Below are 16,765 nucleotides of genomic sequence, written 5' to 3'. Positions count from 1 at the left end.
CTCCTCAGTGCCGGATACGCGGATCGAGGAGCGCATAGGCAATATCGATCAGAAGATTCATCAGGAAGATCGCCAGCGCGGTCACGAGAATGGCGGCCAGCACGACGTTGAAATCGCGCTGCAGAATGGAATCGATCATCAGCTTGCCGACACCGGGAAAACCGAAAATGGTTTCGACGATGACCGCGCCGTTGAGAAGGCTTGCCGCCTGGTCGCCAATGACGGTGATGACCGGCAGCATGGCGTTTCGCAAGGCGTGAATGAAGATGATCGGACCCGACTTCACGCCCTTGGCGCGCGCCGTTTTGACATAGGCAGAGGACAAAGCGCCGATCATCGAGCCACGCACCACCTGCACGATAATGCCGAAGGGGCGCACGAACAGGACCGCAATCGGCAATATCCAGTGCAGCACGGAACCCGTCCCCGACGTGGGCAGCCAGGCGAGATTGACGGAGAAGACGACGATGGCAACGATCGCCAGCCAGAAATCCGGCACGGATGCACCGATGAGCGAGATGCTCGAGGCCACGCGGTCGAAGAAGCCACCGGAGCGGAAAGCCGCAAGCGAACCGATGACGATGGCGGCGGTGGTAACGAGCGACATCGTAATGACCGCAAGCCAGAGCGTCCAGACGAAAGCCTCCAGCACCACATCCAGCGCCGGGCGGGCTTTTCTGAGCGATTCTCCGAGATCCCCAGTCATTACATCGCCCGCATAACGCAAAAACTGCACCATCAGCGGATCATTCAGCCCGTGCAACGCCCGGAACTGCTGCTTCAACTCTTCCGAAGCCTCGACCGGCAGAAACAGTGCGGCCGGGTCCCCCGTCAGGCGCGACAGAAAAAAAACCATGACGATGAGGCCGATCAGGGAGATCAGGCTCGCAACGGAACGTTTTCGGATGAAGCTCAGCATGGTTGCCTCCGGTTTTTCAATGCGGCGGCGAAGCTTTCGCCGCGCCGCCGCTTCTCAATTGACAAGACGCGGGGTCTTATTTGATGCCGATTTCCGAAAGCTGCAGCATCGAGTTGGTGGCGATGGTGGGCTTGAAGTCCAGCCGCTCCGAGACGCGGGAGAAGCCGACCATGTGGAACAGCAGCACATCCGCCACCACATCGTCATGCAGATAAGCGATGAGTTCCGACCAGAGCTTGGCGCGTTCGTCACCCACGGCTGCGGACGCACGTTCGATCAGATCGTCCACCTTCTTGTCCGAGAAGCCGGACTGCGTGCCCTTGGTCGCGTATTTGAAGAACATGGTGAAGGACGGGTCGCCCTTGGAATTGTCGTGCATGGCGGCGACGATCTGCGGTCCGCGGCCTTCCTTGAAGGGCTTGGAGTAATAGCTTTCGTGCTCGGCCACTTCCACGAATTTCAGGTCGATCTTGAAGCCGACATCCTGCAATTGCTGCTGGATCGCTTCCATGATCTCGGTGACGTTGGGGAAGTTAGCGGTGCGCGCGATGATGGTGATCGGCGTATCCACCTTCACACCGGCAGCCGTGGCTTCCTCGAGCAGCTTTTTTGCGCCCTCGGGGTCATAGGGGAAGACCTTGACGTCGGGGTTCCAGCCAAGCGTGGTCGGCGGAACGAGAGCGGTGGCCAGCACGGCACCTTCCGGAACCAGCGTGCCGAGGAAGGCCTGCCGGTCAATGGCGAGGTTGAGCGCGCGGCGCACCCGCACGTCGTTCAGCGGCGCAATATTGTGATCGAGACGCATATAGACGGTCTCGCTGTCGAGATAGGAAAAGTCGGTCTTCGTATTGGTAGCGTCTAGCTGCGAAATGGAAGGCGAAAGATCGGCTTCGCCGGTCTGCACCATGGCGGCGCGAACCGAAGGATCGGCCCGGAAAAGATAGGTCGCTTCCGTCACCTGCGGCTTGGCGCCCCAATAATCGTCGCGCGCGGTGAGGACAATCTGTTGGCCCGGCGTCCAGTTGGTCAGCTTGTAAGGCCCGGTGCCGACAGGCTCGCGGATGAATTCCATCTTGGTTTCTTCGGGAACGATGGTGACGAGCGACATGAGGAGCGGCAGAATGGGCTGCGCCGGGTCGGTCTTGAGGTCTATCGTGTGGTCATCGACGACAGACGGGGTCACCGTCATGCCGCCGAAATAACGGCGGGACTCGCAGGCGTTCTTGTCGCTCATGATGCGTTCGAAGCTGTGCTTGACGTCCTTGGCATCGAATGCCGTGCCGTCGGAAAACTTCACGCCTTCACGCAGGTGGAAACGCCAGCTTCCATCGGCATTCTGCTCCCACTTCTCGGCAAGGCGCGGCTGAACGCCCTTCTTGCCGCGCACATCGAGCTCAGTCAGCGTCTCGCTGACATTTTCCATGATGATGCGGCCGATATTGGAGCGGGTGGCCATGCAGGGCTCGAGCAGGTCCGCCTCTTCCGCCAGCACGATCTTGATCGGCCCCGATGCCGCGAGCGCCGGCGAAACCGCGGCGCTGAGGGAACCCAAGACAAGGGCGCCCGCAATCAATGACTTCTTCATTCCGTTCTCCTCCCAGATTCAGAAATTCAGCAACATGGCGGCGCGCCGCAAGGGGCATCTGAAAATCCCCATCTCCTGCATTGAGGAGCATGGCATGCGGATGATTGTCTCCTCCACCCGTAAACAGAGCATCGACGTTATCGCATTTTTTGTCAATTTATTTTTCGAAGGCAATTTTTATTTAAACCAAATTCATCATTTTTCTTATTTAAAAACAAAGTTTTAGTTCATAAAACCAAAAACGATTGATCCTCATTTTTTATCAAATAAACTTGACAACTTTTTGAATATGTCATTTTTCATCGGAACAAGAGGAGACCACGATGACCCCCAATGACATCGCTCAAGCCATGACCGGAGCCATCCATGCCGTGTCGGAAGACCGGCAGGAAGCGTTCCTGCCGTCACCCATGATCCAGAACCATGCGAGCTTCCTGCACCTTCTGGATGACGGCACCCTGCTCTGCGCCTGGTTCGGCGGCACGCTGGAAGGAAAATCGGATATTTCGATTTTCGCATCCGTACTGACGGCGGGCGCAACCCGGTGGGGACCGCCGCAGCGACTGAGCCACGACCCCTCCCATTCCGAACAGAACCCGGTTGTCTTCACCGCGCCGGATGGCGTTCTCTGGCTGTTTCACACAGCCCAGCCCTCCGGCAATCAGGATGAATGCCGCATTCGCATGGCGCGCATTCACCGCGACGCGACTGTACCGGAAAAGCTGTCCGCCGAGGCCGGCCGCTTTCTCGACCTTCCGAAAGGCTGTTTCATCCGCGCACCGCTGCGCATCCGCGATGACGGCGCCTGGCTGCTGCCGATCTTCCGCTGCGTCCAGCGTCCCGGCCAGAAATGGAACGGCAGCCATGATACGGCAGCGCTCGGCATATCCACGGACAATGGCGCGACTTGGCAATTGCAGGAGTTGGAGGAATCGACCGGCTGCGTGCATATGAGCCCGGTCGCGGTAACGGATGGGCGCTACGCCGCCTTCTTCCGCCGCCGTCAGGCTGATTTCGTTTATCGTACGGAAAGCGCCGATGAAGGCCGCTCGTGGTCAAAGCCGCAGCCGACCGATGTGCCGAATAACAATTCCTCCATCGCCGCGATCAGGCTCAATGATGGCAGGCTGGCTATCATCTGCAACCCCGTCAACGCCGCGCAATCGAGCGACCGCCGCGCCTCGCTTTATGACGAATTGGGAGAGGACGACGACAGGCCGGATGCCGATCCGAGCGGCGGCTGTGTGCCGGTCTGGGGCGTGCCGCGCGCGCCGGTTTCGATCTGCCTGTCCGACGATGACGGGCGCAGTTTTACCACCCGGATACTGATCGAAGACGGGCCGGGCACCTGCCTTTCGAACGATTCGACCGATGGGCGCAATCTGGAAATGTCCTATCCGTGGCTTCTGGAAGCGCCGGACGGTACGCTGCATGCGAGCTACACCTATCATCGCCGCGCAATCAAATATGTCCGGCTGGCGCCCGGCTGGGCTAACGAGAACGACGGGAGACAAAGATGAGCAACATCATTGGCATCACCATGGGCGACCCCTGCGGCGTCGGCCCCGAGATCACGGTGCGGGCGCTCGCCGAAATGTCCGCCCCGGATCGTGCGGCGACGCGGATTTACGGCAACCTCGCCACGCTGGAAGCGGCGCGGGATGCGCTCGGCGTTGATATCGATCTTTCTCAGCACGTGGTCGACCTGCCCGTGGAGGGCGCGCCGCTGCCCTGGGGTACATTGTCGCCAGTGGCCGGAGACGCCGCGTTCCGCTTTATCGAAAAGGCCGTTCGTGATGCCGAAGCAGGCGCAATCGGCTGCATCGTCACCGCGCCGATCAACAAGGAAGCTTTGAACCTCGCCGGTCGTCATTATGACGGGCACACCGGCATGTTGCGCAGCCTCACCGGCTCCTCGGCCGCCTATATGCTGCTCGCCTCCGAACGGTTGAAGGTCATTCACGTTTCCACCCACGTCTCCCTGCAGGAAGCCATTCGCCGGGCGACGACGGAGCGGGTGCTGGCAACCATCCGAGCCGGCAACGCGCATCTGAAGTGCATCGGCTACGAGCGGCCGCGCATCGCGGTTGCCGGCATCAACCCGCATTGCGGTGAAAACGGCCTGTTCGGCACCGAAGATGACGACCAGATTGCGCCAGCGGTCGCTGCCGCCCGCGCCGAAGGCATCGAGGTGCAGGGGCCGATTTCCGCCGATACCGTGTTCCACCGGGCCTATTCCGGCGCTTTCGATCTCGTCGTCGCGCAATATCACGATCAGGGCCATATCCCGATCAAGCTTGTCGCCTTCGACACCGCCGTCAATGTCTCTGTCGATCTGCCGATAGACCGTACCTCCGTCGATCACGGCACGGCTTTCGATATCGCCGGCAAGGGCATCGCCAATCACGGCAACATGAATGCGGCCATCGCCTATGCGCGCAAGCTGGTGGCGGGCAAGGAGCGGAAGGAATGAGCACCATGTCGACAGCTCCCATTCTCATCCACCAGCCACGACGGCTCGCCGTCGGCGCCGGCACCATTTCACAGGTCGGCACCTGGGCGGGAAAAACCGCATCGACCCTGATTATCGCCACACCGTTGACGGCAAAATTTGCCGAACGGCTGCAATCGCAGGGCCCTTTCACGATCTTCGACGCCATTCCCGGCGAGCCGGACACAACAACGCTGGAAGCCGCCCTTGCCGCAGCACGCGCTGCCAAGCCGGATCTTGTCATCGGCCTCGGCGGCGGTTCGGTAATGGATGTGGCGAAGCTGGTCGCTGCCCTCTGGAATTCCAACCAGTCGCTTGAAGACGTGGCGGGGCCCAACAGGGTTGCCGGGCGAGACACGCGGCTGGTGCAGATCGCCACCACTGCTGGCACCGGCTCGGAGGCCGGAATCCGCTCGCTCATCACGGACCCCGTGAAAGGCAACAAGATCGCGGTCGAAAGCCCTCATCTGATCGCGGATTTCGCCGTGCTCGATCCGGAACTCACCTACTCCGTCCCATCAGCCGTTACGGCGGCAACCGGGGTGGATGCCATGGCCCATTGCGTCGAAGCCTTCACCAACCGCAAAGCCCATCCGATGATCGACGGTTTCGCGCGTATGGGCTTTGCACTGGTCGGTAAATATCTGGCGCGCGCCGTTCGCGACGGTGCGGATACTGAAGCGCGGGAAGGCATGATGCTCGCCTCCTATTATGGCGGCATCTGCCTCGGCCCCGTCAACACGGCGGCCGGCCACGCCATCGCCTATCCGCTCGGCACGCTTCTTAGCCTGCCGCACGGGCTGGCGAACGCCATTGTGTTTCCGCATGTCCTGGCCTTCAACCAGCCCGCGGTTTCGGCGAAGACGGCGGAAGTGGCGGGAGCGCTTGGCCTTCGCGCGCATCTTTCGCCTGATGATCTGCGCAAGGCGGCAACGGACTTCTGCGCCGGGCTCGGCATTGAAATGTCGCTTGCACGGCACGGCGCAACTGAGGCCGATCTTCCCCGCTACGCTGAGGATGCACATGCCATCCGCCGGCTGATGGACAATAACCCCGTCGACATGAGCGTCGAGGACGTGCTCGGCATTTACCGCCACGCCCTCTGAACAAAAAGCCGGTGCGCGGACACGCGCATCGGCCTTTGGTCACCCGCTTAGTCCGTGTGCGAAGACTCGAACAGACGGTCGCGCGATCCGGTCAGGTGCTGGAGCATCAACTGGCGCGCCGCCTCTGCATCCCCATCGGCAATCGCCTTTGCGATTGCCTCATGCTCGGCGAAAACACGCGTCAGACCGGACGCCTCCCGCTTCACCGACATGCCGTGGAATTTCATTCCCACGGCAATATGGTCCTTCAACGCTTCCATCGCCGTGGAGAAGTAACTGTTTCGTGCCGCCCGCGCGATGGCGAGGTGGAACTGATAATCGGCATCCTCGCGGTGGGACTGGCGATTGGTCGCATCCCGCATCAGCTCGAGCGCCTTCCGGATCGCCGCAAGCCTCTCGCCATCGTGCCGCAAGGCTGCCGCGGCCGCCGCAGCCGGCTCCAGCGTCAGCCTGAATTCGTAACAATTGAGAAGATCAGCAACGTTTTCAAGCTGCCCGAAGCCAAGCGGCTCGCGCAGGCCGAAAGCCCTGACATAGCTGCCGGAGCCTCTGCGGGAATAAATGAACCCCTGCTCGCGCAGCCGCCGCAACGCCTCGCGCACGACAGGTCGCGACACTTCGAATTCCATGGCGAGTTCATGCTCTGTCGGCAGCCGCTCATCCGGCTTGTAGGCCCCGGATTTGATCGCTCGGTGCATTCTCTCGAAAATAATGTCCGGAAGTGCCTTGCGCGCCGTTTCTTTCATCAGCCCCATCTGGTCAGCTCTCTCCAGCGTCATTGTCGCCAAGCATCATTTTCGCGATCCGTTTCAACGTGTCAGCTTGCCCAAAACCGCCGGATTTCGCAATGATGCATTGATCGCCGGACCAGCCGACCCCGAGACCCGGCAGGCATTCGCCGGCAAGACGCAGGCGCGAAACGCCCATGGCCCGCAGCACGGCCTCTGCCGTGGCTCCGCCCGATAACAGCAGCCTGGCGGCGCTCGCGGTAAGATGTGGCACGACGCCCTCCGCCAACCGGTCTGAAACAGCAAGCGGCGACAGATTTTCCTTACCCTGCGTCGCTTGAACCAACGTCAGACCGGCACCGTCATCGGTGTGTCGTGGCATGACGCCATTCGGCGCCTCCACGATCGAGACAGGTCCAACGCTTTTGAGAACGTCAATCTGCTCCACCGTGATCGGATCGCGAGACCCAATGACGAAAAGCCCCCTGCCGGGTGGAATGATCGCCGCTTCAGGAACAGCCTGCGCCGTCATCGCTTCAGCCAGCGCCTCGGCAAGCCCACGCGCGCCAACCAGAAGATCGGCCCCTTCCGCCTGCGCGGCGGCGAGAGCTTCCCTGATATCGCCCTGTGATCGCGTGTCGGGTATCGTGCAGCGGCCGCCATGTCCGCCCAGCCTTTCATGAACCGGAATGGCAGCTTCGACGCCAAAGCCGGAAACGGCTCCGCCAATAACGACTCGCCCGAAATCCGGAATGGCGGGCGCGACAAGCGCGTGCCGATAGGAAATCGCATCCATTTCCGCCGCAATATGCCCTTTCAGGCGGGAATCGATCTTCTTGAAAAGGACAGTATCGGCCGGAACCAGCCCCAACAGTTCCTGCGTGCGACGCCGGGCTTTATCCGCTTCGCCATCGCGGCAGCCGAGATTGACGCTCAAGACGGCGGGCGCATCCGCCAGCGCCGCACGTGCACCGTCAAGCCCTATCGCAACCTCGGTCGCCAGCCCACGCCCGGCAAAGGGGGCGGCGGCGTCGAGCGCTCCGGTCAGATCATCGGCAAAAATCAGCAGCACGGGCGAGGCCTTCATAAAAGTTGTAATGTTTTACGTCGATAAATTTATTTATAATCAATAGATAAATGGATGTGAATAACAAAAATTATGGCGCAGCTTTTCGGATTGGCCAATTCAGCCGCAAAGAGGCTCAAAGAACGAAAAAGGAAATCGGAAACGGCAAAGAGAACGCCAAACGCGGGCCGCAGCCATATATGGTGAGACGGCCGAGAGATGGCGAACGAACAACGTCGCTAGATGAACCGGAAGGGCAGGCCCGAGATGAGCGCCTTGACGAAGCGCTTTTTCTGAAAGCGTCCGTTCAACGATACACGCGGCAACTGCGTCGGCTTTTCAAGGCTGTGGGGACCGACAACGCCAGCCTGCGTGGTCACGGCTGCCGAAAATCCTGCATCGTGAACCGCTTTTGCTTCACGTTCCCCCACGGCCTTTATCCAGCCATAGGGATAGGAAAAGGACCGCGGCCGATGGTCGGCATAGGCTTCCACCCGGCGCGCCGATTCCGCGATCTCATAAGCCAGACGCGCCGCATCCACCTTACGCATATTCACATGCGTCATGGTATGCGCGCCGAAATGCACCAGAGGGTCCTGCGCCAGCGCCCTGAGCTCATCTTCATCCATGACAAGTTCGTCCACGATCGCGATGGGATCGACGCCATGCTGCCTCGCGACGCGATCGATTCTTTCCACCGCCTCGTCTTCGGAAAAGTTCTGGACAAAATCTTCAAGCTGCGTGAATGCCTCCGCTTTCTGCGAAGGGCTGGCGCATGCCACATGCTCCGGCCCCGCCCCGAAATCGAATTCGAACGACGCGACTTTCTGCGTCAGGGCAGCAGCGGTTTCCCACCAGAGGCTGCGTGTTCGCTCCACAAAACCCGGCGTGATGAAAATCGTGTAGGGAACGGCATATTTACGGAAGATCGGCGCGGCATAGTCGGCATTGTTTCGATAGCCGTCATCAAGCGTGAAGGCGCAGAACGACCGGCCCTCGTGATTATCGGCGAGCAGAGCCGGCAGATCGTGCAGATGCACGGGAACGAGACCGCATTCGAGTGCGGCCTGTATCGCCTCTTCCAGAAATTGCGGCGTGACGGACAATTGCACATTGGGTGCGAAAGCCGCAACAGCCCCTCCGGGGCGCACATGATGAAGCGTGAAGATCACACCACGCCCGGCGAAAGACGGAAATGCAGAACGGACGGCCGGGAGAGAACTCACCTCCAGCCCCGCCCTTATGGCTCCATATTTCACAAGTCGTTTTACCGGTTGAAAAAACACCCTCCCCGATTGTCCTGATGTCAGGCCGGGAAGAAGGCGTTTTCTCACGACTCTCGAGACCGTCAGCGGCAGATCGATCAAACCCGGCAAGGGATCGTTCGGCGCAAAGGCGGCCCAGCTGCGGATATTGCGAAGAGACGCGAAATAGTTGCCGATTTTCGCCTGCCCCCTGCGGGCCATTGTGAAGGCGGCAACGGTATCACGGACAAGATAGGACCAGGATACGCCCTGCCGCGCATTGAGGGGCTGGCCGACCGGCTCGCCATTGGCGACCCGCCAAAGCAGGGCGCCAAGGTCGATGCCCGCCGCAGAGCAAAGGCCAAACCATGACCATGGGCGTGGATTGACATCGAGAAGCTTCAGTTTCCCGTCCCGGCCGTCGAGCTTGAATTCCGCCTCGACCAGCCCGCTATGACCGGCCGATTTCAGTATTTTTCGGGCCGCATCCACCGCCTGCCCGTTGTCGACGACCTCGACGCTGGTGCTGGTATAGCCGAAATCGACAGGATATTGCCGGGCGCGCCGGGCAGTGAATTCGGCGAGCGGCTCTCCGTTCAGCCATAGCGCCGCGTAGGAGAACTGGCTTTCTCCCCCACCCGGAATGAGTTCCTGTACGACGACATTGCCAGCGCCGATCTCTCCACTCGCATCGGCAAAAGCCGTTTTCAGAGCATGTCGGTCATCGGCGCGAATGACTTTCGCCCTGGCGATGGTGGTATTGCCACCGCCCATATTCGGCTTGAGAATGACGGGAAACAATATGTCCAGCGTATCGATGTCAGCGGCCGATGCCAGCGCATAGGTTCGCGGAATACTGACGCCAAGTTCTGCAGCGCGCTGGTAAAGCAGCGGCTTTTCGCAAAGCCATTGCAGCGCGGCCCAATCCGGCAGGATGATTTTGTAGAGCGAGGACAGTTCCTCACGATGCTGCGCAACGAGCTGGACCTCTCCGTCGCCGGACGGCACCAGCAGACAGCCCTTCAAACCATGCTTGTCGGCCATTTGACGCAGGAACGGCAGTGCCCCGGCATCATGCGGGCCGGCCCAGCGGATTGTTTTCCGTACGAAACGCGACCAACCCGGCAAAGGGGAATCGTGGGTGAGGTAATAAACGGGCACATTCAGGGCGCCGAGGCTTCGGGCAAGGGCGAGCGTGCCGTGAGCGCCGCCGACAATAACAACACCTGGAATGGTCAAAGCCTGATCCCCGTCCTATTCCATATCTTGATCGCAAAAATTGATAAATAAATTGGATATTTCTAAAGTATTGAGCGGACGGATATCGAATTGCGAAAAATCCGAAACGCCGATGTTTTTAATCTTTTGCAGGCGCTTCGGAATTGCTTTGAAAAGAAAATGATGCCGCCTCACGCCTCCTTGCGGACAGGACGCGGATCGCCGTTGTCGTCCACCGCGACCATGATGAAAACGGCCTCCGTCACCTTCTCGCGTGAATCCTGATAGTGCCTGCGGGTCCAGGCCTCGATCTTCAACGTGACGGAGGTGCGGCCGATCTTTTCGATTTTGGTGTAGACACACAATGTGTCGCCGATCTTGACCGGCTTCTTGAAGACGATCTCATTGACTGCGACGGTGACAGTGCGGCCGCCGGCTACATCATTGGCGCGGACGAAAGCGGCAAGGTCCATCTGCGACATGACCCAGCCGCCGAAAATATCGCCGGCCGGGTTGGCATCGGCAGGCATCGCAAGCGTTCTGAGCGTGAGTTCCATATCGGCGGGCGGTTGCTGGTCCATATCTCAAAGTCCTTTCACAAGCCTCCCGCTGCCGGACTTAAACAACCGCACCCCATCCGCCAATAGCCGATTTGTCGCGGCAGCCCTTCCAAAACAGCAAGGAATCACAGAGCCATCGTAAGCTTCGGTTAACCATGATGAGGCACGATTCCAAAAAACGCGAGGGCGTGCGAATGGCCTATGACTGGAGTGGAAACAACACAATACAGCAGCGCTACGACCGTATCGTCCTGGCGGTCGCCAGCGTCGTCGCCATCAGCCTGGCGACCGGCACCCTTGCCCTGCGTTCGCAGGTGGAGCCGGACACCACCATAAGCCTTGCCAAACAGCAGCGGCTCGATTCGGACAAATGGCATTTGCGGCTCTAGTCCGCTCGGATCAGCCCGATAGCCAATGCCCTATTGCGGAGCACTCCCGGGCCTGGAGATATTTTCCTTCTGCGCGGTGTGGTCGAGATGCGCCACAGCCGGGGCGAGCACCGACAGGAATGTTTCCGACCGGCCGATATAGACGATCGCCGCACCCTCGATCCCGTTCAGAACTTCCGCCAGCGTATCCTGCGTCTGTTTTTCCAGCCCTTCGAGCAAATCGTCGATAACGACGAATTTCGGCTTCAGCAGCAGGGCATTGGCCACCCGGATGCTGGCCTGCTCATCCGAATCCAGTTTTTTATCCCAGCGAATGTTTTCCTCGAGACGGGATGCCATCTCGCCAAGCCCGCAGGCTGTGAGCGCCGAGACATAATCCGCATCGGCGAAACGCTGGGGCGCGCGCGGATAGGCGAGGATTTCACGCAGCGATCCCGCCGGCAGATAGCCGTGCTGGGCAATGAAAAGTGTATCGGACTGTTCGGGCATCTCAATCCTGCCCTGCCCCCAGGGCCACAGGCCCGCCATGGCCGCAAACAACAACCTTCGGTTCACGCCCTGCTCGCCATTGATCATCAGCCGTTCGCCCGGCCCGATCTCGACTTCGCTCTCGCGCAGCTGGAAGCCGCGATCCAGATCCTGCCCACCCGCATCGCGGCAGATCACTACCGACTGGAGGCGGATTTTTTCATTCTCCGCGCTGCGTTGCAGATCGATCGCCAGACCGTGCTGTTCAACGCTGTCCATCTGGATAAGGGCGTTACGGAACACCGAAACGCGCTGTAATGTCGCCTTCCAGCTGGCGATCGGCCCGAAATTGTCTATGTACCAGCGCAGCGCCGTGTTGACCTGGTTGAACGCACCGACGGCCATCATCAGCCCGCCGAAGGTGAGGTTGCCGGAGAAATAAACCGGAGCCGCGATCAGGATCGGCGCCACCACTGCCAGCCAGCCATATCCTGCCGAAACCCATGTCAGATGTGTCAGCGCCATGGCGAGCCCGCGAATGACGCCGAGCACCGCATCAATATCGATACCGATCCGCCGCCTTTCGTTCTTTTCGCCACGTGCAAGGGCAATGGCGGCAAGATTTTCGCTGGCCCGCATCAGTGAGAAGCGAAGCTCCGCCTCTTTGGAATAACGCTCGGCATTCAGCCCCACCAGCCGATAACCGACGAGATTGCTGAGCAGGGAAGCCGAACCGGCGTAAAGGATCGCCGCCCAGACCATATAGCCGGGGATCGCATAGGTATCGCCGCTGATGGTGATGGCGAAGCCGGCCGAGAGCGACCAGAGGACGCCGATAAAGCTGACCAGCAGGATCGTCGCATTGACGAGACCGATGGAAAGCGCCGTGCTGCTTTCAGCCAGATTGCGGACATCGTCATGCAGGCGCTGGTCGGGGTTGATCGCAATCGTGCCGAAACCGGCAAGACGGGCGGCCCGTCCCGGTTTCAGCCATTGATCCACCATATCCTTGGCAAGGCCCTCGCGCATGTTCAGCGCCGTCATCTGGTTCAGCCAGGTCTGGATGACGTTGAGGAGAAGCAACAGCCCCGCGATGATGGCGAAGACCTCCAGCTGGTGAATGAAGGCGGCAAGATCGCGCCGCTCCAGCGCGTTGTAAAACGGCGCGTTCCATTCATTGAGCCTGATCTGCCCATAGGCGGTGAGCAATATCACCGTGAGCAGCGCTATCGACAGCAAGATCAGCCTGGTGCGAACCGGCGAGGTCCAGAAGGCACGCCCCATCATGCGCAGCTGCGCCGGGAAATCGAGATCGAAACCCGAAAGATTAGCCGCGCTTTTGCGCTGATCGTCGGTCACCGTTGTTGCCATTCATTCCATTCCGAAACGTCAGTCGGCAAAGAAAGCGGGTCGCGATTCTGCGCCTTTCGATGCCAAGCAATAACACGCCGTTCAACCTTGTCCACAATCCCGGCGAAATCTCAGCGGCGATGATTGAAAAGCCCGGACAATTCTTCCTGCGGGCAAATATCGCGGCCTCCACCAACAATGCGGTTGCCACCGGAAATGATCCTTGCTTTCTTTTCCTGCATTGCACAAAATCCGAATAATTTCAGAGGGGCGGACAAACCGCATAAGCCGGAAAACCGGGCAAGGCAGATTAATGGCGATCAAAGCGAGCATCTATCATCTGACGCATTATAAATACGACAATCCGGTTCGCCTTGGACCACAGATCATAAGATTAAAGCCCGCCTCGCACTCCAGAACCCGCGTTATCAGCCATTCGCTCAAGGTTTCGCCCTCCAATCACTTCGTGAACCTTCAGCAGGATCCCTACGGCAATTACCTCGCCCGCTTCGTTTTTCCCGAGCCCGCGACGGAATTTAAGATCGAGGTCGATCTTGTCGCCGATATGACGGTTTACAATCCGTTCGATTTCTTTGTGGAGGAAGAGGCGACAAAGTGGCCCTTCGACTATCCGCAGGAATTGCGTGATGACCTGTCCATCTACATGAAACCGGAACCGACCGGCCCGCTGCTCGCCGCCTTCATGGCCACCGTCGACCGCACACCGGGGCAGCCGACGGTGGACATGGTCGTTGGCCTCAATGCCCGCCTGCAACAGGAGATCGGTTACGTCATCCGCATGGAACCGGGCGTCCAGACACCGGAGGAGACGCTCGCTTCCGGCAAGGGGTCCTGCCGCGATACCAGCTGGCTGCTCGTGCAGGTTCTGCGCCATCTTGGCCTCGCCGCCCGTTTCGTGTCGGGATATCTCATTCAGCTCACCCCCGATCTCAAAGCGCTGGATGGCCCATCCGGCACCGAAGTGGATTTTACCGATCTGCATGCCTGGGCCGAAGTCTATATGCCCGGCGCGGGCTGGATCGGCCTTGACCCCACTTCGGGACTTCTGACGGGCGAGAGCCATATTCCGCTGGCGGCAACGCCGCATTACCGCAATGCGGCGCCGATTTCCGGCGGTTATTACGGCCATGCCAATACGGAATTCGCCTTCGACATGCAGGTCCGGCGGGTTGCCGAAACGCCGCGCATCACCAAACCCTTTTCCGATGAAAGCTGGGATGAACTCAACGCGCTCGGCCAAGAGGTCGATGACGTTCTGAACAGCCATGATGTCCGGCTGACCATGGGCGGCGAACCGACCTTCGTTTCCATCGACGATTTCGAATCCGACGAATGGAACAGCGGCGCGGTCGGGCCGACAAAGCGTGAAAAGGCCGATGCCCTGATCCGCCGCCTGCGTGAGCGTTTCGCACCGGGCGGCTTTCTACATTACGGGCAGGGAAAATGGTATCCGGGCGAAAGCCTGCCACGCTGGACCTTTTCGCTCTATTGGCGCAAGGACGGCCTGCCGATCTGGCAGAATCCGGCGCTGATCGCCGAGGAGGGCGCAAATACAGGCGTCAAGGCGGAAGATGCGCAAAAACTGCTGGGCGGTATAGCCTCCCATCTCGGCATCGAGCCGGAGCTGGTGCTGCCGGCCTATGAGGATCCGGCCGAATGGATCATCAAGGAAGGCAGCCTTCCCGACAATGTCGACCCGTCCAATTCCAAGCTGAAAGACCCGGAGGAGCGAAACCGCATGGCCCGCGTCTTCGAACGGGGACTGACGACGCCGACCGGTTATATTCTTCCCGTTCAGGCGTGGAATGCGCGCGCCGCCGGCAAACGCTGGATCAGTGAAAAATGGAAGACGCGGCGCGGTAAAATATTCCTAGTTCCGGGCGACAGCCCGGTGGGTTACCGCCTGCCGCTCGGCACCCTGCCCTATGTGCCGCCATCCGCCTATCCCTATATTCATGAAGCCGATCCTTCGATCCCCCGCGGTCCGCTTCCCGACGTCCTGACGCCATCCGGCCGCGCCATGCCCGAAGCCTCCTTCCATGCCAGCGAGGCCGCAGGGCAGGAGCGCATCGAACAGACGCTCGGCGAAATCGGCGGCGCGGTACGCACCGCCATGTCAGTGGAACCGCGTGACGGAAGGCTTTGCGTCTTCATGCCGCCGGTCGAGCGCATCGAGGACTATCTGGAACTGATTGCAGCAGCGGAAGCGGCAGCCGCCGATCTTGGCTTGCCCGTCCATATCGAGGGTTATGCGCCGCCGCATGACGAGCGCGTCAACGTCATCCGCGTCGCACCCGATCCCGGCGTCATCGAGGTCAACATCCACCCCGCCGCGGGCTGGAAGGATTGCGTCGACATCACCACGGCTGTTTATGAGGAAGCGCGTCAGTCGCGTCTCGGCGCCGACAAATTCATGATCGACGGCCGACACACTGGCACCGGCGGCGGCAACCATGTGGTCGTGGGCGGCGCCAACCCCAATGACAGCCCGTTCCTGCGTCGGCCCGATCTTCTGAAAAGCCTCGTTCTGCACTGGCAGCGGCACCCCTCGCTCTCCTATCTCTTCTCAGGTCTCTTCATCGGCCCGACGAGCCAGGCGCCGCGTATCGACGAAGCCCGCCACGACAGTCTCTACGAGCTGGAGATCGCGCTTGCGCAGGTGCCTGCCCCCGGAGAAGGCGTGCCGCCGCTGCCGTGGCTGGTCGACCGGCTGTTCCGCAATCTTCTGACGGATGTGACGGGCAATACCCACCGCGCCGAAATCTGCATCGACAAGCTGTTTTCGCCTGACGGTCCCACCGGTCGCCTTGGCCTTGTGGAATTCCGCGGTTTCGAAATGCCGCCCAACGCGCGCATGTCGCTCGCCCAGCAATTGCTGGTGCGCGCCCTCATCGCCCGCTTCTGGAAAAATCCGGCCGCCGGCAAATTCGTGCGCTGGGGCACGGCGCTCGCCGACCGCTTCATGCTGCCGCATTATATCTGGGCGGATTTCCTCGACGTGCTGGCCGACCTCAGGGAAAACGGTTTCGACCTCAAGCCGGAATGGTTCACCGCCCAGCAGGAATTCCGTTTCCCCTTCTTCGGCGAGGTGGAATATGAGGGTGCGAAGCTGGAATTGCGCCAGGCCCTGGAGCCCTGGCATGTGATGGGCGAACAGGGCGCCATCGGCGGAACCGTGCGTTATGTCGACAGCTCCGTCGAGCGCCTGCAGGTGCGGCTGGAAACCTCCAACCCTGCCCGTTACGCGGTTGCCTGCAACGGCCGCGCCGTTCCGCTGACCCCAACCGAAAACCGCAGTGTCGCGGTCGCCGGCGTTCGCTTCAAGGCATGGCAGCCCGCTTCCGGCCTGCATCCCGTTCTGCCCGTCAATTCACCCTTGACCTTTGACATTTATGATACATGGTCGAGGCGATCGATCGGCGGATGCATCTACCATGTTGCTCATCCGGGCGGGCGCAATTACGAGACCTTTCCCGTCAACGGCAATGAGGCCGAGGCACGCCGCCTCGCCCGTTTCGAACCATGGGGGCATACGGCAGGGCAATATCCGCTACAAGCGGAAACCGTGTCGCCAGAATTTCCGCTGACGCTCGATCTGCGTCGGCCTTACGGAGTGTAAA

14 protein-coding genes are annotated in these 16,765 nt (G+C 60.3%); 7 read left to right on the top strand and 7 right to left on the bottom strand.

The window, feature by feature from the left end; genetic code table 11:
* Positions 1–4: 4 nt before the first annotated feature.
* Entirely contained in the window at positions 5–919 is a 915-nt protein-coding gene (locus tag F3H58_RS18740) for an ABC transporter permease (protein ID WP_003519624.1), read from the bottom strand.
* Positions 920–995: 76 nt separating this feature from the next.
* Positions 996–2,504: an ABC transporter substrate-binding protein gene (locus F3H58_RS18735; RefSeq protein WP_149743257.1), complete on the bottom strand. Its 1,509-nt coding sequence runs from the start codon at positions 2,502–2,504 to the stop codon at positions 996–998.
* 34 nt (positions 2,505–2,538) lie between these two features.
* Here F3H58_RS18735 and F3H58_RS18730 point away from each other — a divergent pair, with 34 nt between their 5' ends.
* The 4 genes from F3H58_RS18730 to F3H58_RS18715 all read left to right on the top strand — a co-directional run bounded on the left by F3H58_RS18730 (position 2,539) and on the right by F3H58_RS18715 (position 6,101).
* Complete coding sequence (locus tag F3H58_RS18730) at positions 2,539–2,730, top strand: hypothetical protein (RefSeq protein ID WP_149743255.1); 192 nt, start codon at positions 2,539–2,541, stop codon at positions 2,728–2,730.
* A 97-nt stretch (positions 2,731–2,827) separates the two neighbouring features.
* Positions 2,828–4,024 carry a sialidase family protein gene (locus F3H58_RS18725; RefSeq protein WP_149743254.1) on the top strand — a complete coding sequence of 399 codons (1,197 nt, stop codon included), beginning with the start codon at positions 2,828–2,830 and terminating at the stop codon, positions 4,022–4,024.
* Complete coding sequence (gene pdxA / locus F3H58_RS18720; protein ID WP_149743252.1) at positions 4,021–4,977, top strand: 4-hydroxythreonine-4-phosphate dehydrogenase PdxA; 957 nt, start codon at positions 4,021–4,023, stop codon at positions 4,975–4,977. Before F3H58_RS18725 ends, pdxA begins: the two co-directional genes overlap by 4 nt.
* Complete coding sequence (locus F3H58_RS18715) at positions 4,974–6,101, top strand: iron-containing alcohol dehydrogenase (RefSeq protein ID WP_149743251.1); 1,128 nt, start codon at positions 4,974–4,976, stop codon at positions 6,099–6,101. The genes pdxA and F3H58_RS18715 overlap by 4 nt, the downstream gene beginning before the upstream one ends.
* Before the next feature lie 47 nt (positions 6,102–6,148).
* Here F3H58_RS18715 and F3H58_RS18710 read toward each other — a convergent pair whose 3' ends face one another.
* From F3H58_RS18710 to F3H58_RS18695, 4 genes are all read right to left on the bottom strand, one after another.
* Positions 6,149–6,856 carry a FadR/GntR family transcriptional regulator gene (locus F3H58_RS18710; RefSeq protein ID WP_003506041.1) on the bottom strand — a complete coding sequence of 236 codons (708 nt, stop codon included), beginning with the start codon at positions 6,854–6,856 and terminating at the stop codon, positions 6,149–6,151.
* A gap of 4 nt (positions 6,857–6,860) precedes the next feature.
* The gene (locus F3H58_RS18705) at positions 6,861–7,901 is read right to left on the bottom strand and encodes a four-carbon acid sugar kinase family protein (protein ID WP_149743250.1); all 1,041 of its coding nucleotides are present in this window, start codon (positions 7,899–7,901) and stop codon (positions 6,861–6,863) included.
* A gap of 233 nt (positions 7,902–8,134) precedes the next feature.
* Positions 8,135–10,378 (bottom strand): polysaccharide deacetylase family protein, encoded by a 2,244-nt coding sequence (locus F3H58_RS18700; RefSeq protein ID WP_149743249.1) that lies wholly within the window; start codon positions 10,376–10,378, stop codon positions 8,135–8,137.
* 170 nt (positions 10,379–10,548) lie between these two features.
* The gene (locus F3H58_RS18695) at positions 10,549–10,938 is read right to left on the bottom strand and encodes an acyl-CoA thioesterase (protein WP_035260778.1); all 390 of its coding nucleotides are present in this window, start codon (positions 10,936–10,938) and stop codon (positions 10,549–10,551) included.
* Between the two features lie 134 nt (positions 10,939–11,072).
* Between F3H58_RS18695 and F3H58_RS18690 the strand changes: the two genes are divergently transcribed.
* Entirely contained in the window at positions 11,073–11,306 is a 234-nt protein-coding gene (locus tag F3H58_RS18690) for a hypothetical protein (protein WP_078052121.1), read from the top strand.
* Positions 11,307–11,336: 30 nt separating this feature from the next.
* Here the strand turns inward: F3H58_RS18690 and F3H58_RS18685 are convergent, their stop codons facing one another.
* Positions 11,337–13,145, bottom strand: a complete 1,809-nt coding sequence (locus tag F3H58_RS18685; protein ID WP_149743248.1) for an ABC transporter ATP-binding protein/permease — start codon at positions 13,143–13,145, stop codon at positions 11,337–11,339.
* Between F3H58_RS18685 and F3H58_RS18680 the strand changes: the two genes are divergently transcribed.
* Positions 13,139–13,384: a hypothetical protein gene (locus F3H58_RS18680; RefSeq protein ID WP_286169777.1), complete on the top strand. Its 246-nt coding sequence runs from the start codon at positions 13,139–13,141 to the stop codon at positions 13,382–13,384. The two genes, F3H58_RS18685 and F3H58_RS18680, sit on opposite strands and share 7 nt — an antisense overlap.
* Positions 13,385–13,437: 53 nt before the next feature.
* The gene (locus F3H58_RS18675) at positions 13,438–16,764 is read left to right on the top strand and encodes a transglutaminase family protein (RefSeq protein WP_149743246.1); all 3,327 of its coding nucleotides are present in this window, start codon (positions 13,438–13,440) and stop codon (positions 16,762–16,764) included.
* The last annotated feature ends 1 nt before the right edge of the window (position 16,765 follow it).

This window comes from Rhizobium sp. NFACC06-2 (assembly GCF_900101425.1).
In the GTDB taxonomy this organism is placed as follows: Bacteria; Pseudomonadota; Alphaproteobacteria; order Rhizobiales; family Rhizobiaceae; genus Agrobacterium; species Agrobacterium leguminum.
This window is presented reverse-complemented; position numbering and strand designations above follow the sequence as displayed.